This window comes from Frankia sp. Cppng1_Ct_nod, from assembly GCF_920656135.1.
GTDB lineage: Bacteria > Actinomycetota > Actinomycetes > Frankiales > Frankiaceae > Protofrankia > Protofrankia meridionalis.
On sequence record NZ_CAKKTK010000020.1, the window covers coordinates 38,589 to 64,072 of the forward strand.

The window sequence follows — 25,484 nt, forward strand, 5'->3', positions numbered from 1 at the left end:
TCAGGCTACCGGGGCGCCGAGTCACCAACAGCACAGTCCCCCGACGCGCCGATACCAACACGAACAGTAACTACCTGGCCCGGACTGCCGCTGGGGCCGATGCCGCGCCCGTTACACGACACGTCCACCGCTCCCGCGTTACCGATCCTGATCTCCATCGACCGGGCCGCGGTCAACGTCCGGCTGTCGCCAGGCTGCAGGATCTGCTGCAGCAGTACCCGTCTGGTCTCGTCGCGTGCCTCCAGCCAGCTCGGGTTGTCCCTGACAGCCACCTGGACGTTGACCCCGTCCAGCCGGGCCACGGTGGACCGGGTGGGCGCGGGCGAGGCCGGCATGGTGGAGGCGGTCGGCGTCACGACCGTGGCGCCGACGGTCGGGTTGCGGGCCGAGCTGCCGGAGCCCCCCGGAAGCAGGAAGGCGAGCAGCGCCAGCACGCAGACCGCGGCCAGCGAGACGCCCATGGCGGGCGCCCAGGGGAATCCCCGCCCCCGCCCGCGCCCGTTCCTGCCGGTCAGGGGATCGAACTCCCGCGAGGGGAACACCTGCGGCTGGGTCATCCGGCTGTGCGCCCGGTCGAACTCCGCTATCAGCGGCACCGGGTCGATCCCGAGCGTCCGAGAAATGCCACGAATATGACCACGCGCATACACGGAGCCACCACAACCGCTGAAGTCGTCGTTCTCCATCTGCCGGATGAGCGTGGCGCGAACGTTGGTGCGGTCGCTCACATCAGCAACGGACAGACCCTGCTCGGCACGCGCCGCGGCGAGCGCGGCACCCACACCGCCGGGGGACACAGTCGGGTCAGCGGACCGCATGGCCAACCTCCGCACCGGTCGGATCGGCTGTACCACCGAGTCTACGGTCGCCGGCCGATTGCCGACAGCGCACCCCGGTGGCCACCAGCACCGTCACTATCCATTACGCAGGGTTGTCAGAAGACCCTCTAGTTCATCCGGCATGACCAACACATCCCGAGCCTTCGAACCTTCGCTGGGACCGACGATGCCGCGACTTTCCATGAGGTCCATCAACCGGCCGGCCTTTGCGAAACCCACCCGTAGTTTGCGCTGAAGCATCGACGTCGACCCGAACTGGGTGGATACCACCAGTTCGACGGCTTGCAGGAACAACTGGAGATCGTCACCGATCTCCTCGTCGACATCCTTCTTGGACTCGCCACCGCCGGCGAACACGTCTTCGCGGAAGGCCGGAGCCGCCTGCTCCTTCGTGTGCGCGACAATTGCCGCTATCTCCTCCTCGGAAACAAACGCGCCCTGGATGCGTGCCGGCTTACCGGCACCCATCGGCAGGAACAGCGCGTCGCCAAGCCCTACGAGCTTTTCCGCACCGGTCTGGTCGAGGATGACCCGGCTGTCCGCCAACGACGAGGTCGCGAACGCCAACCGCGACGGCACATTTGCCTTGATAAGCCCTGTCACCACGTCCACGGACGGCCGCTGCGTCGCCAACACGAGATGGATGCCGACGGCCCGCGCCATCGCCGTGATCCGACAGATCGCGTCCTCCACGTCCCGGGGAGCGACCATCATCAGATCCGCGAGCTCGTCCACTATCGCCAGGATGTACGGATACGGCGTGTACACACGCTCCGACCCCGGCGGTGCCACGATCTCCCCCGCTCGGACCTTGCGGTTGAAGTCGTCCACATGCCGGACCCCGCACGAGGCGAGATCCTCGTAGCGGTTCTCCATCTCCTTCACGACCCACTGCAACGCGTCCGCAGCCTTCTTCGGACTCGTGATGATCGGCGTGATCAGATGTGGAATACCCTGGTAGTTCGTCAGTTCGACCCGTTTCGGGTCGACCAGCACCATCCGCACCTGGTCAGGAGTGGCCCGCGCCAGCACACTCGTGATCAGCGTGTTGATACACGTCGACTTACCCGCACCGGTCGCACCCGCGATGAGGATGTGGGGCATCTTCGCGAGATTCGCGACGACATAGCCGCCCTCGATGTCCTTGCCGAGCCCCACCAGCAGCGGATGCGGGTTGCCGGTCGACTCCTCACTGCGCAGCACGTCACCGAGCGAGACCAGCTCCCGGTCGGTGTTCGGGATCTCGATACCCACCGCGCTCTTACCCGGAATCGGACTGATGATCCGGACATCCGGGCTCTTCACCGCATAGGCGATGTTCTTGGCCAGCTGGGTGATCCGTTCCACCTTCACCGCCGAACCCAGCTCCACCTCGTACCGGGTCACCGTCGGACCCCGAGTGAAACCCGTCACCCGGGCGTCCACCCGGAACTGGGTGAACACGTCCGTCAGCGAAGCGATCACAGTGTCCGTCGCTGCCGACCGCACCTTCGGGGGTGTTCCCTGCTGGAGCAACGTCGGCGACGGCAACACATAGTTGCTGTCGACCAGCCCACCAGCGGTCGGAGCGACGAAATGCTCCACCTGCGACGGATCGGGCAACGGGGTCGGACCAGGGCCTTGTGGCCGGATGCGCGGCGTTCGACGCCGAGCTGCCCCGCCATCGTCTGGACGGGAGTCGACCGCGTGCGCGTCAACGTGCGCGTCAACGTGCGCGTCAACGTCGAAGACATCCGGGTCCGGTGCGGCCCGGGCACGGCGGCCGCGGTTCGCGCGGCGCTCCGGCGTGCCCTCGCCATCCCCGGTCCGATCATCCCCGACCCGGTCATTTCCGGACGGTCCGATCCCGAGCAGGTCGTCCACAAGGCTGCGCGACGTCTGCTGCCGCACCGCGCGGGCGGGCGCAGGCTCGTAATACCGGTCCGCACCGGGTTCGTCATGCCGGTCGTCGGGCGACTCGACGACGACCATGAGCTTGTCCCGGAACTCCCGCAGCCGCTCCGGCACCGCGTGAATCGGGGTCCTCGTGATTACAAGAATGCCGAATGCGCTCACCAGAACCAGCAGTGGGACCGCCAGGTAGGCGGTCACGGCCCCCGACAGCGGGGAACTCGCGACGAACCCGGCGAGCCCGCCCGCGTGCTGCATGGCTCCGGCTCCGGAGCCGAGGTCGGGAACCCCATGCGCGACGTGCAGCAGGCCGAGCGCGCCCAGCCCGAGGGCCGACCAGCCGATCACCACGCGACCGCGGCTGCCCGGATCACTCGGATGCCGGACGAGTCGCCATGTGGCGCTCAGGCCGAACAGGGGCAGCGCCGTCGCACCCACGCCGACCATGAGGTGCAACGTGGCCGAGATGACCCGACCCACCGGCCCGGCCGCGTGGAACCAGACTGCCGCGGCCGTGAGAACGGTGGCGCCGAGTATCGCAAGGGCCACGCCGTCACGCCGGTGGGCCTCGTCGATGTGCAGGTCGCGGGCGCCCCGCCCGACCCTGCGAACCAGATCGCCCAACCTTCTGGCCGTGGCACGCCAGAACCGGATCATCATCCGGATCACCCTTTGGGCGATCAGCAGGGTGAACGGGACGCGAGGCTTACCCGTGGGCGCGCTCGCGGGAACGGCCCTCGCCCGGGATTTCGGTGATCTCTCTGGTTTTCCGGAGACCTTACCGGCAGCCTTACCCGTCTTACCCGCCGCCGGGCGGCGCGCCGGTGCGGCACGGGAGGAAGCCGTCCCACCCCGGGCACGCGGTGGCGTGCCACCAGTCCGCGTGGCCACGCCACGACGGTACTGGTCCGCGGCCGTGTCATCCGGCAACCGCGACCTTCCGGGCGCGTCGCCCCGGCCGGTCCCGGCCCGGCCCGGCACAGACGCCTCAGACCTCGACGACAATCGGAACGATCATTGGGCGACGTCGGTAGGTGTCGCTGACCCAGCGTCCGACCGTGCGCCGCACGAGCTGCTGAAGCGCGCCGACGTCCACCATCCCCGAGCGCATCGCCTCGGCCAGCGCGTCCGTGACGATCCCCCGAACCTGTTCGAAGGCTTCACGGGCGTCAGAGAAGCCGCGGGCCGACAGTTCGGGACCGCCCACCACCTTCCCGGACGCGGCATCCACCACAACCATGATCGTGATGATGCCCTCCTCGCCCAGGATGCGGCGGTCCTTGAGGCTCGACTCGCCGACGTCGCCGACGGCGAGTCCGTCGACGTAGACGTAGCCGCACGGCACCACGCCGACGATGTTCGCCTGCCCGTCGACCAGGTCGACGACCATTCCATCGTCGGCCAGCACGACCCTGTCCGCCGGCACGCCGGTGGCCTCCGCAAGGGCACCATGTGCCCGCAGGTGTCGCCATTCGCCGTGCACAGGCATCACGTTGGACGGCCGCGTCGCGTTGAGGACGTAAAGCAGTTCACCGGCCGGCGCGTGCCCGGAGGTGTGCACCTTCGCCACGCCCTTGTGGACGACCTTCGCGCCCCAACGGGTCAACCCGTTGATCACCCGGTAGACGGCGTTCTCGTTACCCGGGATCAGGCTGGACGCAAGTACCACCGTGTCGCCGGCCTCGATCTGGATGGCATGGTCGCGGTTGGCCATCCTCGACAGCGCGGACAGCGGCTCCCCCTGGGAACCGGTCGAGACGAGGCAGATGTTGCGGTCCGGCAGCGAACCGACGTCACGCAGGTCGACCACGAGGCCCGGTGGCACCCGCAGCAGCCCCAGATCGCGGGCGACCCCCATGTTGCGGACCATCGAGCGTCCCACGAAGCACACCGATCGGCCGTGTGCCTCGGCCGCGTCGAGCACCTGCTGGACCCGGTGCACGTGACTGGCGAAGCAGGCGACGATGATCCGCTTCTTGGCGTCCCGGAACACCCCGTCGAGCACTGGGGCGATCTCCCGCTCGGACGACACGAAGCCAGGCACCTCGGCGTTCGTGGAGTCGGACAGCAGCAGGTCGACGCCCTCGCGACCGAGCCGGGCGAAGCCGCCGAGGTCGGTCAGTCGGCCGTCGAGGGGCAACTGGTCCATCTTGAAGTCGCCGGTGTGCAGCACCAGACCGGCCGGCGTGCGGATCGCGACGGCCAGCGCGTCCGGGATGGAGTGGTTGACCGCGAAGAACTCGCAGTTGAACGGGCCGAAGCTGTGGGTCTGCTCCTCCCGGACCTCAAGCGTGACCGGGTTGATGCGGTGCTCAGCGAGCTTGGCCACGATCAACGCGAGAGTCAGCCGGGAACCCACCAGCGGAATGTCCGCACGTTCACGCAGCAGGTACGGAACAGCACCGATGTGGTCCTCGTGCGCGTGGGTCAGCACCACCGCGTCGATGGCGTCCAGCCTGTCCCGGATGGCGGTGAAGTCCGGGAGGATGAGGTCCACACCCGGCTGGTCCGTCTCGGGGAACAGGACCCCGCAGTCAACGATGAGCAACCGGCCGCCGAACTCGAACACGGTCATGTTGCGCCCGATCTCACCGAGGCCGCCGAGCGCGACAATGCGCAACCCGTCCGGGGGCAGCGATGGTGGCGTTCCCAGCCCGGGGTGGGGATGGCTCACGCGGACCCCACCGTGGCGGTCGCCTCCGCGGACAGCCGGACCCCGGCCGCCGCGAGATCGACGCGTAGTTGCTCGCGTTCGTCGTCGGTCGCGTCCACCAGTGGTGGACGGACTCCTCCGGCAGGCAGTCCGGCCATGTTGAGAGCAGCCTTTGTCATGATCACACCTTGACTCCTGAATATGCCCTCGTACGCCGGAAGCAGACTCAGGTGGAGGGAACGGGCCCGGACCGCGTCGCCCGTGTCGAACGCGTCGATCATGGATCGTATCCGGGGAGTGGCAACATGCCCGACGACGCTGACCACCCCGACGGCACCCACCGACAGCAGTGGGAGATTGAGCATCTCGGTGCCGGAGTAGTACGCAAGACCTGTGCGAGCAAGGACCCACGATGACGCACCAAGATCGTCCTTGGCATCCTTGACTGCGACGATCCGTGGATGGTCGGCGAGCCGTACCAGCGTATCCGTTGCCACCGGCATTCCGGTACGACCTGGGATGTCGTAAATCATCACCGGCAGCGCGGTGGCGTCCGCGACCGTGCGGAAGTGCGCCAGAAGCCCTGCCTGGGGAGGCTTGTTGTAGTAGGGGCTGACCACCAGCAGCCCATGCGCGCCGGCCTTCTCCGCCGCCGTGGCCAGCTCGACCGTGTGCCGGGTGTCACTGGTCCCCACCCCGGCGATCACCGTTGCGCGAGCACCGACAGCTTCCACCACCGTCCGCAGCAACTCGTCCTTTTCCACGTCCGAGGTGGTCGGCGACTCGCCCGTCGTCCCGTTGACGACCAGACCGTCATTGCCGACGGCAACTAGGTGTTCCGCCAGGACGGCCGCACCATCGAGATCGAGTTCACCACCCACAGTGAAAGGGGTGACCATCGCGGTAACCATGCGACCAAAAGGCGCTCGGGACAATACTGACATACCGGTCAATCTAGACCGCACCTCCGACGCACAGGGGACGGCGAGAATGCCGACGACGACGAACAGGAACCTCGACGATAGGCGCTACCCGGCGCGGCCGGCATCCCGGCGATGGCGCCGTGACGACTCGTCCGGCCCCGGTATACCGGATGACCGGACCATGTTCCGGTCCAACCTGGTCCAGAGCTCGATCCGGCCGAGCCGGACAAGACCACGCATACCACCCATGCGCCAGGAGTCGACAGCCACGCCCGACCCGTAGTTCTTCGGCATGCCAACCGTCCCCATGTCGTCCGGTGCCCGTCTCATCCGGAACCGGCGCCGTCCGGTCCCAGCGCTGTCCGGTTCTCCCGCCGGCGATCAGTTTACCCGCCCGACCGCTACAGCGAAGTGTGCCAGCCAAATGCTGCCCGCATACCGGCTGTCACCGCCAGGGCCATCAGCAGAGCAAGCAGGACGAGTTTGAACGGTCCGAGCACCCAGGCGGCAAGGCTGCTGCGCTCCCGGGTGAGCAGCACCGTGGCCGCGAACGAGGACGGTATGGCCACCACCGCCACCGCGTTGGTATCGAGCTGGAAGGGCAGCGCGGACAGCCCCACCGTGAGCACCATCAGGACACCGATCGCGAGGTTCATCCGTGAGACATCACGAGACACGCTGAGCCCCACGAGCAGTTTCGCCCGCGCCGGCCGGCGTGCGTCGGTGGTGTAGTAGGCGTACACCTCGCGGTTACGCTGGACATCCTCGACAAACGTCCGTTCGACCGGCCGGTTGAACAGATCGATCACGATCGGATTACGGATCTCGATGCTCGTGTCGTCGGTCCCCACACTGACGTGGTAACTACCCGGACCACCCGGATCGAGATCCACCAGCGCAACCGGGTTGACCAGCCAGCTCCACAGCGAACTGCTCCACATGGACCGGTCAGCGCCACGGAGCGGGCTCCAACGATCCACCAGCGTCCGCCGTTCCTCCCTCATTTTGATCAATGCGGGCCGATAGGGGTCGAGCGTCACCGCCGCGAGCGCCTCCCACCGCCGGCCGTACTCGGCGACCGTCGACAGCACGGGAACAGCCGGGTCTCCGCCAGCACGGAGCTCGTCGATCCAGGCGACGAACTCCCGCAGGTACGCCTCGATACCCGCCTCGTCGAGGTCATCGGGTACCCGCGGATCTCGGCGCAGCTCGCCGACCGCCAGCAGGAGATTGTCGGAGCTGCTCAGTGGGTCGAACGGCTCGGCCAGTGCCCGTCCCAGAATGACCTGGGCTTCGGCAACGATGCCGGTCCACGACCGCACCGTCGCCTCCGACAGCGCCAGGTCCGCCTCCTTGTTGAGATACTCGCGCAATGCCCGGACGTCGAGGGAATCAGTGCCCTGCGGGACAAGAGCCGGATGGTTACCGCTGAGCCGACCGGGCCGGAAGCGGGAGATCGCATCGATGACGAACCGGGACGCCTCCGACGGCGGATGGCCGATCCCCGCAGCCAGCCGGGCAACGAGGTTTCCCTGCGTGACAACGCTGGCGGGATAGGGCATCAGGTGGGCATCGGACCCACCCGGCCCGAGCAGGTTGAACGCGACCAGAGCCCGTTTCGGCATCGTCGAGACCGGCAACAGCACCGAGACCTCGTCGGGTAACCGGCCACCGGTGTTGACCAGCAGGTGCAATGGACGGGCGACAGCGGTCAGCAACGGGTCCAGTGGCCCCCAGTTGACCGACCGCTGGAGCAGGCACCGGTTCGCACTCACCAGGGTGAACTGATCCACCACCCGGCGCCGCAAACCCTCGTACTGCGCGGGTGGCGCGAGCAGCATCGTGGTGATCTTGTCGACATCGGTCAGATCGAGGTACGTCGCGGTCATGGCGCCATCGCGACGGCTCCACCCCCGCCAACGTCCGGTGTTTCCCTGCCCGGCGTTTCCCTGCCCGGGAAGCGGCGATGTAACCACGGTGAGCGACAGTACCCGAACCGATCACACCGCCATGAAAGGGATGACAGTGGACGAGACGGCCCCGTCCGTCACCCGGCCGTCGGTACACCAACTCTCCGACGCTGAAACAACGGGGCCCACTGACACTCCACCGCACCAGGCCAGCCGCTTTGCCGCCGATTTTATTACGAGCCGTCCGGCAACAGCATGACCCAGCCATTTTCATCGACGACCAGACGGGCAGAACAGACTCCGGAGCCGATGTCCCAGAAACGAACGGTTCTATCGTCACCGACAGTGAGCAGGATATCATCCAGACTGAATATCATGCCGTTCACATAGCCGGGCAGTGCCGCCTCGACCTGCGCGCGGTCAAAAAGCACGGTCCCGGGCTCCGTCCATCAGCGGCAGAACGCGACAACCGGAGCCACGCGCCCCTCCACCAGCTCGAAACAGAGATCTGCGCCTGGGCCGGGCGGATCTCGGCTGCGATGTGCGCCTGGCTGCTGACCCTGGCCGCGTTCGACCGCCGAGAGGGCTGGACAGGGGTGGGGATCCTCCTGTGCGCACTGGCTGTCGTGGAAGTGTGGGGTCAGCCTGCGCACCGGCTACGAACACCTCCGTGTCGGACACGCCCTCGGACAACTCCCCGCATTACGCGACACTTTTGCCAACGGTCGGCTGTCCTATGCCAAGGTCCGCGCTATCAGCCGTGTCGCCGATACCGACACCGAGGCCCTGCGTCGCCTGTTGGAAGCCCGTGACCGGGGCACCTGCCAGTACCCCGGCTGCGACCACACCCGCTGGCTCCACGCCCATCACGCCACCCACTGGGCCGACGGCGGCAGAACAGATCTCGACAACCTCGTTCTGCTCTGCTCGTTCCATCACCACGCTGTCTACGAGGCGGGGCTCACTCTCACCGTCAGCCCCGATCACACCATCACCGTGCGGCGACCCGACGGCACCGCGATTCCCCGTCAGCACCCCATCAGCGCAGGAGCCGAACCCCTGATCCGGCTGCGCGAAGCGACCACCTCCATCGACCCCGGCGCTGTCACTCCGCAGTGGGCCGGAGAACCGCTTCGCCTTCAGGACTCGATCACCACACTCCTCGGTTCCTTACCCCTCGCCGACGAGCGGGCTCGACGCGATCTCGGTTCCGTCGTCCAGGGTGGTCACCTGAAAGTCGCTGAAGACGTTCGGCGCGAGTCTCTGGAGCTCGCGTAGCGCGGCAACAGCCAGTGCGCGGATTTCCACGTCCGCCGCCTCGCTTGCCCGCATCGCGACGAAGTGCCGCCATGCCCGGTAGTTTCCCGTCACCACGATCCGGGTCTCGGTGGCGTTGGGCAGCACCGAACGAGCCGCCTGCCGGGCCTGCTTACGCCTGGATGTCGGTGCCGCCACGTCGACGAAATGCTTCTCCAGCCCCTCGAGCAGCTTTTCGTACGCCGCCAGTGACACCGCGGTGGCCTCGGTGAACAGCTCGTGCAACCGCGGGTCCTCGGCGATGACATCGGGCTCGACCACCGCGGCATCCCGCTCCGGGACGTAACGCTGTGAAAGCTGACTGTAGGAGAAGTGCCGGTGTCGGACGAGTTCGTGGGTGAGGCTCCGCGAGACCCCGGTGATGTACATCGTCACCGTGCCGTGCTCAAGCACGGACAGATGCCCGACATCGAGGATGTGCCGCAGGTAGCCGGCGTTGGTAGCGGTCGTCGGATTCGGCTTTGACCAGCTCTGGTAACAGGCCCGGCCGGCGAACTCGGCGAGCGCCTGGCCGCCGTCCGTATCAGTCGTCCAGTCGATGTCGTCCGGCGGAGTGAACTGCGTCTGAGCAATGACCTGGACGCGCATGCTCATACGGTAGCCCGATGCCAACCGGCCCAAGACGGGACCTTCGGCGCCGACCCTTTCTCTTGGTGACTGCAACGCACCGGGACGATCCCGGACGCCCACGGACCGTGGTACACCATGAACGACGGTCATCCCCCAGTCGATCGTCCCTGGCGGTCGGGGGTCTCCCGCCCCCCGTCAACCCCCGGCCGCCCACAGGCGCGCGGACGGCGCGCAGGCGCTTGCCACCAGCAGCCGGCCGCCGTCCCCTCTGGCACAGCCGAACACCGCGAGGTGCAACGGCCGGTCGTCCGGCACGGTCATGCCGCTGTCGAGTTCGTACCGGGTGTTGGTGACCTTGCGGCTGCCGGCCGCCGGGTCGTCCGCCGACCGGGCCGGCGCGTCGGTACGCCAGACGACCATCATCTCGGTACAACCCGGCGGCCAGGTCCACCGCAGGAGGTTCCCGGCCAGGTACAGGCCGGTTGCTGGCGAGAGTCCGTCAGCGGCAGTCCGAGTCGGCGTCGGCGTCGGTGTCGGCGTCGGTGTCGGCGTCGGCGTCGGCGTGAGAGGAGTCGGGCTCCAACGGGCGGGCGGAGACCACACACCGCCACGATTGGTGATCACCTCGTAGATCGGCATCGGCGTGTCCGGGCCGACGCCACCGTCCTCGATGCTTGTGACCTGGGTGACGCCAACCGCACGGGACGCTCCGTCCGGCCCGATCCGCAGGACGCGGTACTCGACCGCTCCCACCGACGGCGACGGCTGCCAGGCAACGACCACGGCCCGGCCATGGCGCCGTGCCTGCACCTGCACGGGCGGAGCAACCCCGGCAGCCGCGAGGGCGTCGCGGGCCACCTGGTGGTCGGCAACGAGCTCCAGCGCCCGCAGCAGCAGCGTCTCCCGTTGCACCCCGGTGGCACGGTCCGCCGCTCCGACCACCTCGTCGGCGCTTGCGAGTTGCCGGCGCACGCTCGCGAGCTCATCGGTGACGCTTCGGCCGCCCGGACCAGGGACGTCGACAGCGTCGCGGGCAAGTCCCTCCAGCAGTTCACCGGCGGTCCTCAGACGGCGACCGGCCAGCGCCGCCGCGGTCTGCTGCCACACAACCCCGGCAGCAAAGATAACCTGCTCCACCTCGTCGGCAACCGCCCCGATGGCCGCCCGCGGCTCCCCCGCGCGCTCCCGGGCTTCGGTGACCCACTCGTGGGCCTCGACCGGGCGTCCGGCGCGCAACGCTGAGCGGGCACTGGCCAGCGGCTCCATCCAGCCCGCGGCACGCGACGGCCCGGCCTGGGCATGGGGCTGGGCATGGGGCTGGGCCGGGACCGCGACGTCGTGCTCACGGGCGAGCTCGGCGAGCACCGCCTGGGCGCGGCCCCGGTCCAGCCCATGGCGTTCAGCCTCGGCGAGGAGAGCAGCGTAGGCCTGCTCGGTCAGTCTGTCCTCGACCAGCACCGCCGCCGCCACCGCGGGCCGCAGCCGTTCGGCGACCTCGGTGACGAGTGCGTCCAGGTACGACCTCGGGTCGCCGTCGACGAGCAGGGCCGTCACCGCGGCCAGCAGGTCGTCGACGAGTGCCCGCTGGCGATCCGGCCGGCGCTCGCGGTTACGGGCGGCGAAGACGTCCCGGACCTCGCGGATCTCCTGCCGGGTGGCGTCCGGGGATACGCCGAGCAGCGCGAACAGGCTCGTGGGCGGGCTGTCCCCGACCAGGCGGCCGAGCTCATCGAGATCGGCGCGGACCTGGCGGAGCACATCCACACCGATGGCAGGACGCTCGCGACCTGCCATCGACCCGGCGGGCAGCACCTTGTGGCGCCGCACCCGCAGGGCGAAGGCGTCCGCGTCGATCCCCCGTTCGGCCGCGAGCCGGCGCAGGCCGGCCAGCTTGTCCTCGGGTAGGCCGCCGAAGCGCTGGACGAGCCGCGCCACGGCGGCATCAAGATCGGCGAAGCGCTGCCTGTCACGGTCTTCACGGTCGCGGCGGACCTTGTCGGCCAGGCGGCCACGACGCTCGGCATCGACCAGCTCCTGCCCGACCTGGCCGTGCGCGGCCAGCAGCGCGAGAACCAGACCGCGGTACTTGGGATGGTCACGGGACTTCTGCCAGAACGCCCACACCTGATCCACCCGAGCGCCGACATCACCGTCGGTGAGTCCTTCGACCTCGTCCAACGGAATGTCGTACACCTCGAACGGGTCGGACTGCCCGATACCGCCGCGGGCCTGGACGACGGCGAGGACCCTCTTTCGGTAGTCGTTCGGCTGGAACTCGTCCACCGTTCAGCCCTCCCTGCGACGCAGCCTGGCCACGGCGTCCCGTTCCCTCGCGACATCGGCCTGGCTGAGCGCCGCACTGGTCTCGACCCGCACGGTCAGCGGCCGGTCGGCCATGCCCTCGTGCAGCGCGGTCACCTCCAGAATCCCGTCGAACCCCATCCGGAAGGTGATCTCGATGGGTGTTCCGGACGGGAAACCCGGGGGGATCCCGGTGATGTCCGCCTGCGCGATGATCTTTATGTCCTCGATCCGGGTCGACTCGACGCCGCCACCCTGCTCCACCACCTGCAGCGAGACGATGTCCTGATCGTCGCGGACGGTGCCGAAACTGCGTCTGACCACCGCCGGTAGCCGGTCGTTGCGGTGGACGAGGAACACCGCTGACCGTTCGCCGAAACGGTCGAGCGCAAGCACTCCGAACCCGCGGGACACCACGTTGACCACCTGGACCTCGACCGTGCGGCGGACCCGTTCGGCGGTGAGCCCGAACGCCGCCGCGAGGCGCCGGCAGGCGGCGGCGAGGTCCGCGGGCGCGGCGGCGTCCGGTGCCGCCCCGTCGGTGAGCTGACCCCGCGACACCAGGTCCGCGAGGACCAGCCGTTCGATCGCCTTCTTCTCCCCGTAGATGGCCGCGCCCTTGGCGACCGCGAGATCCGGGTCACGCAGCTCGACCGGCACGCCGAGCTCCGCGGTCAGCCGGCGGGCCACCGCCGGCATCCTGGACGAACCCCCGACCAGCAGCACCCGGTCCAGCCGGGTGACACCGCGGGTGCTGGCCGCGGCCAGCACCGACCGGGTCAGCGTCAGGGTCCGCTCCAGCAGACCGGACGTCAGACCTTCCAGGTCGACCCGGGTCAGCATGGCCTTGAGGACGTGTCCGTCGTGTTCGACGGCAACCGTCGTCTCGGTCCGCTCGGTGAGCTCCCGCTTGGCCCGTTCCGCCGCGAGCAGCAGTACCTGCGCGGCTTCGGAATCGTCAAGGGGGTCCTCGGCATCCGGATGGGCGTCGAGGAACTGCCGGGACAGGTACAGGGCGAGTTTCTCGTCCCAGTCGGCCCCGCCGAGCTGATGGTCACCGTCGACCGCGACGACCGACACCCGCCGGTCGGCGAGTTCGACAACGGTCACATCGAAGGTGCCGCCGCCCAGGTCGTAGACAAGGGCGACCTCCTCCTGGGCCGTCCTGCCGGCGAAGATCGCATCCGACTCGAAACGGGCAAAACCGTAGGACAGGGCGGCGGCGGTCGGTTCGTTGATGACGTCCACGACCGACAGCCCCGCGTACTGGCCGGCGAGCACCGTCGCCCGACGCTCCTCGTCCCCGAAGTAGGCCGGAACCGTGATCACGACGTCGCGTACCGACTCACCGCCGGCGAACGCCGCGTCGCTGACCAGCGCCCGCAGGATGAGACTGCTCACCGCCGGCGCCGACCACGCCCGGCCGGCGGTCACGAAGCGCCAGTCGCCATCGCCCATCCGACGCTTGACCAGCGCACACACGTCATCCGCGCGGGCGCGGGCGAGCTGGCGAGCTGGTTCGCCGGTCACGTAGTCGTCCGGCCCGACGAAGAGCACGACGCTCGGCATCGTGGTCTCGCCGCCGGAAAGCGGGATTACTTCCGGTTCGCCCGATTCGTTCACCCGGGCAACGCAGCTGTAGGTGGTTCCGAGATCAATCCCGTAGACGACGCCCGCGCTCATCCCCGAAACGTATCGAGATCACACGGCAGATTCGACGCGTTCCAGGGCTATTGCATGGCGCATCGCACTGCGCCCGCGACGGGTGTCCCCAGCGTCGCCGTAGGCGACTGCGAGGCGGTACCAGACGTGCCAGTCCCGCGGTGCCGCCTCGACCTCGGCCCGCCGGCGGTCGAAGACGGCGTCAGCCGCGGCCCGGTCGACCCGTCCGGAGGGGCGGCGTGGCAGCTCCGGCCCCGCGTCCTCGCCGATCCGGCCCTCGCCCATCCGACGGTCCAGCCGTTCGGTCGCCCGCCCGAACTGCAACTCCCGGACGACCACCATCACCCCGACGACGGGCAGCAGCAGGACACCCACGCCCATGCCGCGGGCGATCCAGCTGGACTCGGTCAGCAACTGGACGCCCCGCCAGCCGATCAGGCCGAGGTAGAACACGGCCGCGACGACCAGAACAGCGACTACCTGACGTGCCTTCACGGATTCGAGCACCTTCACAGATTCGGGCACCTTCACAGTTCGAGCAGGGCCTCCAGGCCCAGGGTCAGGCCGGGACGCCCCGGAGTCCGACGCACACCGAGCAGGACGCCGGGCATGAACGACGTGCGGTCCAGCGAGTCGTGACGCAGGGTCAGAATCTCCCCGGTCCCACCGAAGAGCACCTCCTGGTGCGCGACCAGACCGGACAGCCGCACGCTGTGCACCGGGACCTGACTGACCCGCGCACCGCGTGCGCCGTCGAGCCCGGAGACGGTCGCGTCCGGTCCGGCCGGGTCGCGGCCCGCTTTGACCCGCGCTTCGGAGATCAGTTCCGCGGTACGGGTCGCCGTTCCGCTGGGAGCGTCCACCTTACCGGGATGGTGCATCTCGATGATCTCCACCGACTCGAAGAACCGGGCCGCCTGGACCGCGAAATGCATCATCAGCACTGCGCCGAGGCCGAAGTTCGGGGCTACCAGCACACCGACTCCCGGTGCGTCGGCAAGCCAGCCGCGCAGCGTGGCCAGACGTTCCTCGTCGAAACCGGAGGTGCCCACGACGACGTGCAGGCCGGCGTCGACACACCATCTCAGGTTGTCCATGACGACCCCTGGATGGGTGAAGTCGACGACGACCTCGGCGGCCCTCAGCGCGCAGATGTCGTCCCCCGCGTCCACTGCCGCGACCAGATCAAGGTCGTCGGCGGTGTCGACGGCAACCTGGACCGCCGACCCCATCCGGCCCCGGGCGCCGAGCACCCCGACCCTGCGCACGCCCGTCACCCCACCACGCCCGTCACCGGGCGACCGCGGAGGCGAAGTCGTGATCGTCGAACGGGCCGATCACGCCAAGCGCGAGCGGCTGGGCGAGGATCTCGGCGGCGACCGTCTGGATGTCGTCCAGCGTGACCGCCTCCACCCGGGCGAGCACCTCATCGACGGAAAGGAGCTCGCCGTGCATGAGTTCGCTCTTGCCGATCCTGCTCATCCGCGAACCGGAGTCCTCCATGCCGAGGACCAGGGAGCCTCTGCTCTGCCCCTTGGCTTGGGCAAGCTCGTCGCCGGAGATACCGGAGGCGGCGATCAGCTCAAGCTGCTCGCGGCAGATCTCCAGCACATCGTCCACCCGCTTCGGTGCGCACCCGGCGTACACGCCGAACAGCCCGGCGTCGGCGAAGTGGGACGCGAACGAGTACACCGAGTAGGCGAGCCCCCGCTTCTCCCGAATCTCCTGGAAGAGCCGGGAACTCATTCCCCCACCGAGCGCGGAAGACATGATTCCCAGGGCGAACCGACGCTCGTCACGGCGCGCCATCCCGACCGTGCCGAGTACGACGTTCGCCTGTTCGGTCGGACGCCGACTGACCACTACACCCCGTCCGTCAGGGTAGGTGTAGGAGCCGCCGCGTACCGCCGCCGGGGAGTCCGTCCCGCCCAGGCGATCCGCGAACGCCCTCGCGACCAGGCTGAGGGTCCGCTCGTGGTCGATGTTGCCCGCGATCGCCACGACCATCTCCGACGGGGTGTACCGGGACCGGTAGTACCCGGCGATGGTGTCCCGGCCGAGGCCCTCGATGGAGTCGACCGTCCCCAGTACCGGACGGCCGAGCTCGGTGTCGCCGAGGACGGCGGAGGAGAACACGTCATGCACGACGTCACTCGGGTCGTCGTCGTGCATGGCGATCTCCTCAAGGATCACGCCGCGTTCCGCCTCCACGTCGTCAGCGGTGATCAACGAATGGCAGACCATGTCGCTGACCACGTCGACGGCGTTCGCGAAGTCGTCGTCGAGCACCCGCGCGTAGTAGCAGGTGTACTCCTTGGTCGTGAAGGCGTTCAGCTCGCCGCCGACCGCCTCGATCGAGGAACTGATCGTAAGCGCATCCCGTGTCGGCGTGCCCTTGAACAGCAGGTGCTCAAGGTAGTGCGAACAGCCTGCCGTCAGTGGACTCTCATCCCGGGAGCCCGCACCCACCCAGATCCCGATCGCGACCGAACGGACCCCGGGTACCTTCTCGGTGAGCACGCGGAGTCCACCCGGGAGCACGGCCCGGCGGACGGCACCGGACAACAGCTCCTCGCGGAGCGTGCCGTCCGGCACCAGACCGACCCTGGTTGCGTCTGTGTCCGTCACCGGAGGAGGTCAGGACCCGGCCGGGACGCCGACGGCGTCCTCGGCCACAGGGGACAGGCTGATCTTCCCTCGGCTGTCGATGTCGGTGATCTCGACCTGGAGCTTCTGGCCGACCTGCACCACCTCTTCCACCTTTTCCACCCGCTTCCCGCCGGAAAGCTGCTTGAGCTTGCTGACGTGCAGCAGCCCGTCCTTGCCGGGGGTCAGGGAGACGAAGGCGCCGAAGGTCGTGATCTTTACGATCGTACCGAGGTAACGCTCACCGATCTCCGGCATCTGCGGGTTGGCGATCGCGTTGATCGCCGAGCGGGCGCTCTCCGCGGAGGTGCCGTCCTGCGCACCTATGTAGATGGTGCCGTCGTCCTCGACCGTTATCTCGGCCCCGCTGTCCGACTGGATCTGATTGATCATCTTGCCCTTGGGCCCAATGACCTCGCCGATCTTGTCAACCGGAATCTTGACGGAGATCACCCTTGGCGCGTGGGTGGACATCTCGTCCGGACCGTCGATGGCCTCGGCCATGACGTCGAGGATCGCGAGCCGCGCAGCCTTGGCCTGGCCGAGCGCGTCCCCGAGCACCGACGCGGGGATGCCGTCGAGCTTGGTGTCGAGCTGGAGCGCGGTGACGAACTCCCGCGTTCCCGCGACCTTGAAGTCCATGTCGCCGTAGGCGTCCTCCGCACCGAGGATATCGGTGAGAGTCACAAAGCCGTCACCTTCGCGAATCAGACCCATCGCGATCCCTGCGACCGGAGCCTTGAGCGGAACACCGGCATTCAGTAACGACAAGGTGCTTGCACAGACCGAGCCCATACTCGTCGACCCGTTGGAACCGAGCGCCTCGGAGACCTGCCGGATCGCGTACGGGAACTCCTCCCGGCTGGGCAGTACCGGCAACAGCGCCCGTTCGGCCAGGGCACCATGGCCGATCTCGCGCCGCTTGGGCGAGCCGACCCGGCCGGTCTCCCCGGTCGAGTAGGGCGGGAAGTTGTAGTTGTGCATGTAACGCTTGGTTCGGTCAGGGTTGAGCGTGTCGACCGTCTGCTCCATCCGCAGCATGGCCAGGGTGGTCACGCCGAGGATCTGGGTCTCACCACGCTCGAACAGCGCCGACCCGTGCACCCGGGGGATGAAGTCGACCTCCGCGGACAGTTCACGGATCTCGGTGACCCCGCGCCCGTCGATGCGGACTCCGTCGGCGACGATGCGCTGGCGGACCAACTTCTTCGTCAACGCCCGGTAGGCCGCACCGATCTCCTTCTCGCGCCCCTCGAACTGGCCCGCGACCTTCTCCGCGGCCAGCGACCGGACCCGGTCGAGCTCGGTCTCGCGCTCCTGTTTGCCGGCGATGCGCAGTGCCACCGCGAGCTCGTCACCGACCGCCACCGACAGCGCGTCCAGCACGTCGTCGTGGTAGTCGATGAACAGCGGGAACTCCCGGGTGGGCTTCGCCGCCCGCTCAGCCAGCTCACGCTGGGCCCGGCACAACTCCCGGATGGCCGGCTTCGCCGCCTCCAGCCCCGCGGCCACGACATCCTCGGTCGGGGCCGGCGCGCCCGCGGCGAGCAGCGGCACCGTGTTCGGTGTCGCCTCCGCCTCCACCATCATGATCGCGACATCGGATCCGTCCTCGAGTACCCGGCCCGCGACGACCATGTCGAAGGTCGCCCGCTCAAGTTCGGTATGGGTGGGGAAGGCGATCCAGTTCCCGTCCACGAAGCCGACCCGGGTGGCGCCGATCGGACCCGAGAAGGGCAGGCCCGCGAGCGTGGTGGACGCGCTGGCCGCGTTGATCGCGACCACGTCGTAGAGCGTGTCGGGGTCGAGGGCGAGCACCGTCGCCACGACCTGGATCTCGTTACGTAGGCCCTTGACGAACGACGGCCGCAGCGGGCGGTCGATCAGCCGGCAGGTGAGGATCGCGTCCTCGCTCGGACGGCCCTCCCGCCGGAAGAACGAACCGGGGATACGCCCGGCCGCGTACATCCGCTCTTCCACGTCCACGGTCAACGGGAAGAAATCGAGCTGATCCTTGGGCTGCTTGCTGACCGTCGTCGCGGACAGCACCATCGTGTCACCGAGATAGGCGACGACCGCACCCGCGGCCTGGCGGGCCAACCGACCCGTCTCGAAACGAACCGTGCGGGTGCCGGCGGCGCCGTTGTCGATTACCGCCTCTGCCGCGGTTGTCTGGTCCTCCACTCGAACCACTCCTCCTTACATCGGCCGGATCCGTCTTGCCGAGGAGGCCGGCGCTCAGTGGAAACCTCCGGATTGCGCCATGAGAAGACGGATCCGGACGCCACCACCGAGGACCGGCGGCTCGCGCCGTCACGGACCCGGTCAGATCAACGGAAGCGACGTACGCCTCCGTGTAACAGAAGGGAGCGTCCCGGAATCCGGAGCCGCTCCCTCCCCCGTACCTACCGCCGCAGCCCGAGTCGTTCGATCAACGACCGGTAGCGGTTGATGTCCGTCTTGGCGAGGTAGTTCAGTAGCCGTCGCCGACGGCCGACCAGCAACAGCAGCCCTCGCCGGCTGTGGTGGTCGTGCTTGTGCACCTTGAGGTGCTCCGTCAGATCGCTGATCCGCCGCGTGAGCATCGCCACCTGGACCTCGGGTGAGCCGGTGTCACGCTCGACCGTGGCGTACTCGGACAAGATGTGTTGCTTGACATCGCTCGCGAGCGGCACCGCGAAACCTCTTCCTGTAACCGGGCGGGATGTGCGCCCGGGGTCTGCCCCACCCAGGCTGACGAACACACCACACTCGTCTGGTGTTGAAGCTTACCAACCCGACGACGGCTGCCTGACCACCGACGGTCCTCGGCCCGACACGGCCGTGATCTTACGGGTGACGGCGACATCGGCCGCCATCTGGGTGACCAGTTCTTCCACCGAGTCGAAACGCAGCGTCGGCCGCAGCCGCTCGCTGAACTCGAAGGCGAGGTAGGTGCCGTAGAGGTTGTCGTCGAAGTCCAGCAGGAACGCCTCGACCCGGCGCTCGGTCCCGTTGAACGTCGGGTTGGTACCAATGGAGATCGCCGCCGGCTGCCGCTTACCGGACCACACCGCGTGCCCGGCATAGACACCGTCGGCGGGCACGGCCGCATGCGCGGTGGTCGACAGGTTTGCGGTTGGATATCCGATCGTGCGCCCACGCGCGTCGCCGCGTACCACGGCCCCCTCCACCCGGTGGTCCCGGCCGAGCGCGCGAGCCGCCGTCACCACGTCGCCCTCGGCGATACGCGCCCGGATGTGCGTCGAGGACAGCACGTGTTCGTCCTCTCTCAGGAGCCGGACGCCTTCCACGGCAAAACCATTCGTCGCACCACCGCCACGCAGGGTTGCCAAGTTCCCCGCCGCCCGGTGGCCGTAGGTGAAGTTCTCCCCGACCACCACGGCGTTCGGCCGCAACCGCCGGCGCAGCACGTCATGGACGAACTCCTCCGGCGACAATCGGCTGAACTCAGGCGTGAACGGCTGGACGCAAAGCGCGTCCACGCCGAGTCCTTCCAGCAGCTCCGCCTTGAACTCGGGAGTGGTCAGCAGGGGTGGGTGACTGCCCGGGCGGATGACCTCGGCCGGATGCGGGTCGAAGGTCAGTACCGCCGCCGGCCGACCGGCCCGGTGCGCGCGTCCCACCGCGCTCTCGATGATCTGCTGGTGGCCACGGTGGACACCGTCGAAAAAACCGATCGTCACAACACCGCCAGGCCAGTCATCCGGCGTGTTCTGCACTCCGCGCCACCGCTGCACATCCGAAGCCTATCGGGGCCGCTATCCACTCCAAGCCGGCGCGAAGACCACCAGTGACCGACAGGCACCGTCGGTGTCCTCGGCAAGGGCCAGCACATCACCAGCCGGGCCGAAGACGCCATAGGTGCCAGGAATACCGAACGGCGAAAGTCTACGGCCATGAGAAATCGCACATGCGTCATCGCTGTCCACCTGCCGACGGGGAAACAGCGCGGCGACGGCATCCGGGAGCGGCCGCACCACACCCACCCCGACCTCGGCAAGTTCCTCCAACGTGACCGCCTGGGCAAGGTCGAAGGGGCCCACCGACACCCGCCGCAGCGCCGTCAGGTGCGCGCCGCAGTCCAGCGCCGCCCCGAGGTCACGGGCCAGCGCGCGGACGTAGGTCCCGCTGGAACAGGCCACCGTGACGTCGAGGTCCGGGCCACGCCGGGCGAGCGGTTCGAACCGGCTCACCGTGACCCGCCGGGCCGCGAGAACAACATCCTCACCCGCGCGGACACGGGCGTAGGCACGCACACCGTTCACCTTGACCGCGCTGACCGCGGACGGCACCTGGTCGATCTCACCGGTGAGGTCCGCCATGGCTGCGGCGAGCCGTGGTGGGTCGACCGCGACCTCCCGCACGGCAACGACCTCGCCCTGGGCGTCGTCGGTGATGGTCGACGTACCGAGCCGGATCGTCGCGTCGTAGGTCTTGTCCGTCAGGGCGAGGTGCCCGAGCAGGCGGGTGGCCCGGCCCACCCCGAGGACGAGCACACCGGTGGCCATCGGGTCCAGCGTGCCGGCATGCCCGACCCGTCGGGTACGCAGGGAGCGGCGCGCGCGCGCCACCACGTCGTGCGAGGTCAGCCCCGCCGGCTTGTCCACCACGACCAGGCCGTCCACCCCGACGGCGGCGGCCGCGCTACTCATCAGACCGGCAGCGCATCAGACCGGCAGTCGGGGAGCCTGGAGCAACGCGCCGCGCAGGACCTCCACGGTCCGCTCAAGCGATTCCGACGAACTCAACCCGGCGGCGAAGCGATGACCACCACCGCCCAGTGCGGTGCATACCGCGCCGACGTCGACGCTGCCCTTGGAGCGTACCGACACCCTCCAGACGTCATCGGCATCCTGCTTGCAGACGACCGCCACCTCGGCCTCCGCGGTGGTCCGCACGATGTCGATGACACCCTCGATCTCGTCCAGGGTGAGACCCGCCCCGGTGAGGTCCGAGAATGCGCACCACGTCCACACCAGGTCGTTCTCGGGCTCCAGCCGGGCACGACCGAGCAGGTCCCCCAGTAGCCGCAGATAGCTGAAACGGTGGGTGTCCCACACCGTACGAGTGATCACATCATGGCGGATGCCGGTGGCCAGCAGGCGTGCGGCCAGGCGATGGACGTCGGGTGTGGTGGCACCGTAACGAAACGAACCCGTGTCCGTCACAAGCCCCGTGTAGATCGCGACAGCCAGGTCGTGGTCAAGCTCCACCTCGAGCGCGTCGATCACTTCGGTGACCATCACGCTGGTGGACGCGGCATCCGGATCGATCAGGTTGACGTCCCCGAACCGGGTGTTCGAGGCGTGATGATCGATTACGACCATTCGGCGCGCGCGGGTGGCGACCCGCCCCAGTGCCCCGAGCCTGGGTAGGCTGCCTGCGTCCAGCGTCACCACAAGATCTGGAGTCGCGGGGACCAGGGACGGCGGGACGAGCATGTCCTGACCGGGCAGGAAGGTCAGGGATCGGGGCACCACGAACGGGTCGCTGTCGAATGACACGCTCACATGGGCTCCGAGCGTGCGCAGGGCAAGCCCCAGGGCGAGAGCCGAACCGAGGCTGTCGCCGTCCGGGTCGACATGCGCGACCAGCAGGATGCTCTCCCCGCCCTGCACGGCGGATCGGATCGCCTCGACCGCGCGGTCCCGCTGCGGACCGACCGCGACTCCGGACGCGGGCGCCACACGACCGGTCCCCTCACCCGCATCCGGCACCGGTAGCAGGGACAGGTCCGCGAGGCTCGTCACGTCGGTCATCGCAGCGTGTCCCCCATCATGTCCTCGTCGGATTCATCGAGATCGGATTCATCGAGATCGACGTCGTCGACCCGCGGCTTACGGTAGGGGTCGGGCTCACCCGCCGGTCGGGCGCCGTCCCGGACACCCGCGAGGCCCGCATCCCGTTCGCGCGCCGTGAGGATCAGTTCCTCCAGATGGCGGGCGTCGTCGGGCAGCCGATCGTGGATGAAGGTCAAGGTCGGGGTGACCTTGACTCCGGTCTGCCGGCCCACCTGGCTGCGCAACAGACCCTTCGCCGACTCCAGCGCACGCGCCGAGTCGAGCCGGTCGGACTCATCCCCGTAGACGGTGTAGAAGACGGTCGCCTCGGTCAGGTCCGGCGTGACCCGGGCATCGGTCACCGTGACCATTCCCAGCCGGGGATCCTTCACCTGACGTTCCAGCGCCGCCGCGACCACCTCGCGAATGCGGACCGCGAGTCGGCGGGCCCGAGCAGGGTCAGCCATGGCTTCCTCCCGTCACTGTCACCGCGTCACCCCTCGCAGGTCCACCCATGGCGGGAACGGCGGTGTCCCCGTCGGAGCCGGTCTCCTCGGAGTCAGTCTCCTCGTCGGAGTCGGTGTCCTCGTCGGAGAGGTACCGTACCCGCGCCGAGAGCAGCTCGATCTCGGGGCGCTGCGACACAAGGCGTTCACACGCCTCGACGACCTCGACACAGTGGGCACGATCCGCGGCGACCATGGCGAGGCCGATCTGCGCCCGCCGGTGCAGGTCGAGGTGGCCGGTCTCGGCCACGCTCACCGCATACCTGCGTCGCAGCTCGGCCACCACCGGCCGAACAACCGACCGCTTCTCCTTGAGCGACCGTAGGTCGCCAAGGAGAAGGTCGAAAACTCCCGTTCCAGTCCACATGGCCCGCGTCCTCAGGAGCGAGGAACCTCCCGCTGCTCGAAGGTCTCGATCACGTCATCAATCTTGATGTCGTTGAACGATCCGAGCCCGATACCGCACTCGTACCCCTCGCGGACCTCGGTCGCGTCGTCCTTGAAACGCTTGAGCGACTCGACCGTGAGATTGTCCGCCACGACCACGCCGTCCCGGATGAGCCGGGCCTTGGTGTTGCGGCGGATGAGCCCGGAGCGTACGAGGCAGCCGGCGACATTGCCGATTCGGGGAACCCGGAACACCTCGCGGACCTCGGCGGTCCCGAGCTGGACCTCCTCGTAGACCGGCTTGAGCATGCCCTTGAGCGCGTTCTCGATGTCCTCGATCGCCTGGTAGATGACCGAGTAGTAGCGGACGTCGACGCGTTCGCGCTCGGCGAGCTCCCGTGCCTTGCCCTCTGCACGGACGTTGAAGCCGAGAATGACCGCCTCGGACGCACTCGCCAGGTTGACGTCGTTCTCGGTGATCGCACCGACACCACGCCCGATGATCCGTAGTGAGACCTCGTCCCCCACATCGATCTTGAGCAGCGAATCCTCGACCGTCTCGACCGAACCGGACACGTCGCCCTTGAGGATGAGGTTGAGCTGGGTCTTCTCGCCCTCCTTCATCCGCTCCAGGATCGTCTCCAGGGTCGGACGGCCGCGGCTGAGAGCGAGCTCCGCGTTACGTTCGCGTGCCTGGCGCCGCTCGGCGATCTGACGGGCGACCCGGTCCTCAGGGACGACCAGGAAGTTGTCACCGGCATCGGGAACGCTGGTGAAACCGAGAACCTGCACCGGTCGGGCCGGACCCGCCTCGGACACCGGATCGCCGTGCTCGTCGAGCATCGCCCGAACGCGCCCGAACGCGTCGCCGGCAACCACCGAGTCCCCGACCCGCAGGGTTCCCCGCTGGACGAGAACGGTGGCGACGGGGCCGCGACCCCGGTCCAGGCGACCTTCGATCGCGACGCCCTGAGCCTCGGTGCCGGTAGGGGCACGCAGGTCCAGCGCGGCGTCGGCGGTGAGGATGACCGCCTCGAGCAACCCGTCGATGTTGGTGCGGTTACGGGCGGACACGTCGACGAACATGGCGTCGCCGCCGTACTCCTCGGCAACCAGGCCGTACTCGGTGAGCTGTCCGCGGACCTTCAGCGGGTCAGCCCCTTCCTTGTCAATCTTGTTGACGGCGACGACGATCGGGACGTTGGCCGCCTGGGCGTGGTTGAGCGCCTCGATCGTCTGCGGCTTCACACCGTCGTCGGCGGCGACCACGAGCACCACGATGTCGGTCACCTGCGCGCCTCGGGCACGCATGGCGGTGAACGCCTCGTGACCCGGGGTGTCGATAAAGGTGATCTTCCGTTCGTCCCCGTCGACCTTCGCCCGGACCTGGTAGGCCCCGATGTGCTGGGTGATTCCACCGGCCTCACCGCCGACCACGTCCGTGGATCTGATCGCGTCAAGCAGCTTCGTCTTGCCGTGGTCGACATGGCCCATGACCGTCACGACCGGCGGACGCGCCGACAGTTCGATCTCGTCGCCGTACTCGCCACCGAAGGAGAGGTCGAAGCTTTCCAGCAGCTCCTTGTCCTCGTCCTCGGGACTGACGATCTGCACGTCGTACCCGAGAGTGACACCGAGCAGCTGCAGGGTCTCGTCCGTGCACGACTGCGTCGCAGTCACCATCTCGCCGAGCTGGGTGAACACAACCTGGACGAGTGCACCCTGATTGGCATCGATCTTGTCCGCGAAATCCGCGAGGGAGGCACCGCGAGGCAGTCTGATCGCCTGCCCGTTCCCACGGGGAACCATCGCCCCCATCCGGGGGGCTTCCAGCCCGCTCTCCCACTCCTGCCGCTTCGCGCGCTTGGACTTGCGCTGACGGCCCGGACGACCACGACCACCCGGACCGAAGGCACCGGCCGTAGTGCCACCACGGCCCCGGCCTCCGGATGTCGGACGACCGCCGGGACCACCTGGACCACCGCCGCCGGGACGGCCGGGAGCTCCCGTACCCGTTCCGGCACCGCCACCGCCGCCGGGACGGCCGGGCGCGCCGCTGCGGCCGGCGAACCCGCCGCCGCCCGGACGGCCGGCGCC

Annotated in this window: 22 protein-coding genes; 1 reads left to right on the plus strand and 21 read right to left on the minus strand. The window is 68.5% G+C overall.

Features of this window, described 5'->3' with window-relative positions; genetic code table 11:
* Nucleotides 1-5: 5 nt before the first annotated feature.
* From NBW77_RS08500 to NBW77_RS08530, 7 genes are all read right to left on the minus strand, one after another.
* Nucleotides 6-818: a helix-turn-helix domain-containing protein gene (locus NBW77_RS08500; protein WP_131747892.1), complete on the minus strand. Its 813-nt coding sequence runs from the start codon at nt 816-818 to the stop codon at nt 6-8.
* Between the two features lie 96 nt (nt 819-914).
* Entirely contained in the window at nt 915-3,389 is a 2,475-nt protein-coding gene (locus tag NBW77_RS08505) for a DNA translocase FtsK (RefSeq protein ID WP_250279527.1), read from the minus strand.
* Between the two features lie 328 nt (nt 3,390-3,717).
* On the minus strand, nt 3,718-5,403 hold the full coding sequence (locus NBW77_RS08510) for a ribonuclease J (protein WP_131747894.1): 1,686 nt from the start codon (nt 5,401-5,403) through the stop codon (nt 3,718-3,720).
* Nucleotides 5,400-6,326: a 4-hydroxy-tetrahydrodipicolinate synthase gene (dapA, locus tag NBW77_RS08515; protein ID WP_131747896.1), complete on the minus strand. Its 927-nt coding sequence runs from the start codon at nt 6,324-6,326 to the stop codon at nt 5,400-5,402. The genes NBW77_RS08510 and dapA overlap by 4 nt, the downstream gene beginning before the upstream one ends.
* Nucleotides 6,327-6,410: 84 nt before the next feature.
* Nucleotides 6,411-6,635 carry a hypothetical protein gene (locus NBW77_RS08520; RefSeq protein WP_131747897.1) on the minus strand — a complete coding sequence of 75 codons (225 nt, stop codon included), beginning with the start codon at nt 6,633-6,635 and terminating at the stop codon, nt 6,411-6,413.
* Between the two features lie 71 nt (nt 6,636-6,706).
* The gene (locus NBW77_RS08525; RefSeq protein WP_131747899.1) at nt 6,707-8,194 is read right to left on the minus strand and encodes a hypothetical protein; all 1,488 of its coding nucleotides are present in this window, start codon (nt 8,192-8,194) and stop codon (nt 6,707-6,709) included.
* 254 nt (nt 8,195-8,448) lie between these two features.
* Nucleotides 8,449-8,646, minus strand: a complete 198-nt coding sequence (locus tag NBW77_RS08530; RefSeq protein ID WP_131747901.1) for a hypothetical protein — start codon at nt 8,644-8,646, stop codon at nt 8,449-8,451.
* 367 nt (nt 8,647-9,013) lie between these two features.
* Here NBW77_RS08530 and NBW77_RS08535 point away from each other — a divergent pair, with 367 nt between their 5' ends.
* Nucleotides 9,014-9,493, plus strand: a complete 480-nt coding sequence (locus NBW77_RS08535) for an HNH endonuclease (RefSeq protein ID WP_242606021.1) — start codon at nt 9,014-9,016, stop codon at nt 9,491-9,493.
* On the opposite strand, the gene thyX is transcribed toward NBW77_RS08535, so the two are convergent.
* The 14 genes from thyX to infB form a co-directional block, all read right to left on the minus strand.
* Nucleotides 9,386-10,120, minus strand: coding sequence for an FAD-dependent thymidylate synthase (gene thyX, locus NBW77_RS08540; protein WP_131748096.1), 735 nt, complete (start codon nt 10,118-10,120; stop codon nt 9,386-9,388). The two genes, NBW77_RS08535 and thyX, sit on opposite strands and share 108 nt — an antisense overlap.
* A gap of 177 nt (nt 10,121-10,297) precedes the next feature.
* On the minus strand, nt 10,298-12,385 hold the full coding sequence (locus NBW77_RS08545) for a hypothetical protein (RefSeq protein WP_131747903.1): 2,088 nt from the start codon (nt 12,383-12,385) through the stop codon (nt 10,298-10,300).
* 3 nt (nt 12,386-12,388) lie between these two features.
* Nucleotides 12,389-14,086 (minus strand): Hsp70 family protein, encoded by a 1,698-nt coding sequence (locus NBW77_RS08550; RefSeq protein WP_250279528.1) that lies wholly within the window; start codon nt 14,084-14,086, stop codon nt 12,389-12,391.
* A gap of 18 nt (nt 14,087-14,104) precedes the next feature.
* On the minus strand, nt 14,105-14,578 hold the full coding sequence (locus NBW77_RS08555; RefSeq protein WP_242606022.1) for a hypothetical protein: 474 nt from the start codon (nt 14,576-14,578) through the stop codon (nt 14,105-14,107).
* Nucleotides 14,579-14,592: 14 nt separating this feature from the next.
* Nucleotides 14,593-15,333, minus strand: coding sequence for a 4-hydroxy-tetrahydrodipicolinate reductase (gene dapB / locus NBW77_RS08560; protein WP_131747905.1), 741 nt, complete (start codon nt 15,331-15,333; stop codon nt 14,593-14,595).
* Nucleotides 15,334-15,355: 22 nt separating this feature from the next.
* A complete protein-coding gene (locus NBW77_RS08565) occupies nt 15,356-16,693 on the minus strand; it encodes a M16 family metallopeptidase (RefSeq protein WP_131747907.1) in 1,338 nt (445 codons plus the stop codon).
* A 9-nt stretch (nt 16,694-16,702) separates the two neighbouring features.
* Nucleotides 16,703-18,895 carry a polyribonucleotide nucleotidyltransferase gene (locus tag NBW77_RS08570; RefSeq protein ID WP_131747909.1) on the minus strand — a complete coding sequence of 731 codons (2,193 nt, stop codon included), beginning with the start codon at nt 18,893-18,895 and terminating at the stop codon, nt 16,703-16,705.
* A 221-nt stretch (nt 18,896-19,116) separates the two neighbouring features.
* Nucleotides 19,117-19,386: a 30S ribosomal protein S15 gene (gene rpsO / locus NBW77_RS08575; protein ID WP_131747911.1), complete on the minus strand. Its 270-nt coding sequence runs from the start codon at nt 19,384-19,386 to the stop codon at nt 19,117-19,119.
* 93 nt (nt 19,387-19,479) lie between these two features.
* Nucleotides 19,480-20,451: a bifunctional riboflavin kinase/FAD synthetase gene (locus NBW77_RS08580; protein WP_131747913.1), complete on the minus strand. Its 972-nt coding sequence runs from the start codon at nt 20,449-20,451 to the stop codon at nt 19,480-19,482.
* A 21-nt stretch (nt 20,452-20,472) separates the two neighbouring features.
* The gene (truB, locus tag NBW77_RS08585) at nt 20,473-21,366 is read right to left on the minus strand and encodes a tRNA pseudouridine(55) synthase TruB (protein WP_131747915.1); all 894 of its coding nucleotides are present in this window, start codon (nt 21,364-21,366) and stop codon (nt 20,473-20,475) included.
* Nucleotides 21,367-21,381: 15 nt separating this feature from the next.
* Nucleotides 21,382-22,473 (minus strand): DHH family phosphoesterase, encoded by a 1,092-nt coding sequence (locus NBW77_RS08590; RefSeq protein WP_131747917.1) that lies wholly within the window; start codon nt 22,471-22,473, stop codon nt 21,382-21,384.
* Nucleotides 22,470-22,961 (minus strand): 30S ribosome-binding factor RbfA, encoded by a 492-nt coding sequence (gene rbfA, locus NBW77_RS08595; RefSeq protein ID WP_131747919.1) that lies wholly within the window; start codon nt 22,959-22,961, stop codon nt 22,470-22,472. The genes NBW77_RS08590 and rbfA overlap by 4 nt, the downstream gene beginning before the upstream one ends.
* On the minus strand, nt 22,954-23,367 hold the full coding sequence (locus NBW77_RS08600; protein ID WP_131747921.1) for a DUF503 domain-containing protein: 414 nt from the start codon (nt 23,365-23,367) through the stop codon (nt 22,954-22,956). Before NBW77_RS08600 ends, rbfA begins: the two co-directional genes overlap by 8 nt.
* Before the next feature lie 11 nt (nt 23,368-23,378).
* Nucleotides 23,379-25,484: translation initiation factor IF-2 (gene infB, locus NBW77_RS08605; RefSeq protein WP_250279529.1), on the minus strand; the 2,106-nt coding region annotated here is incomplete at its 5' end.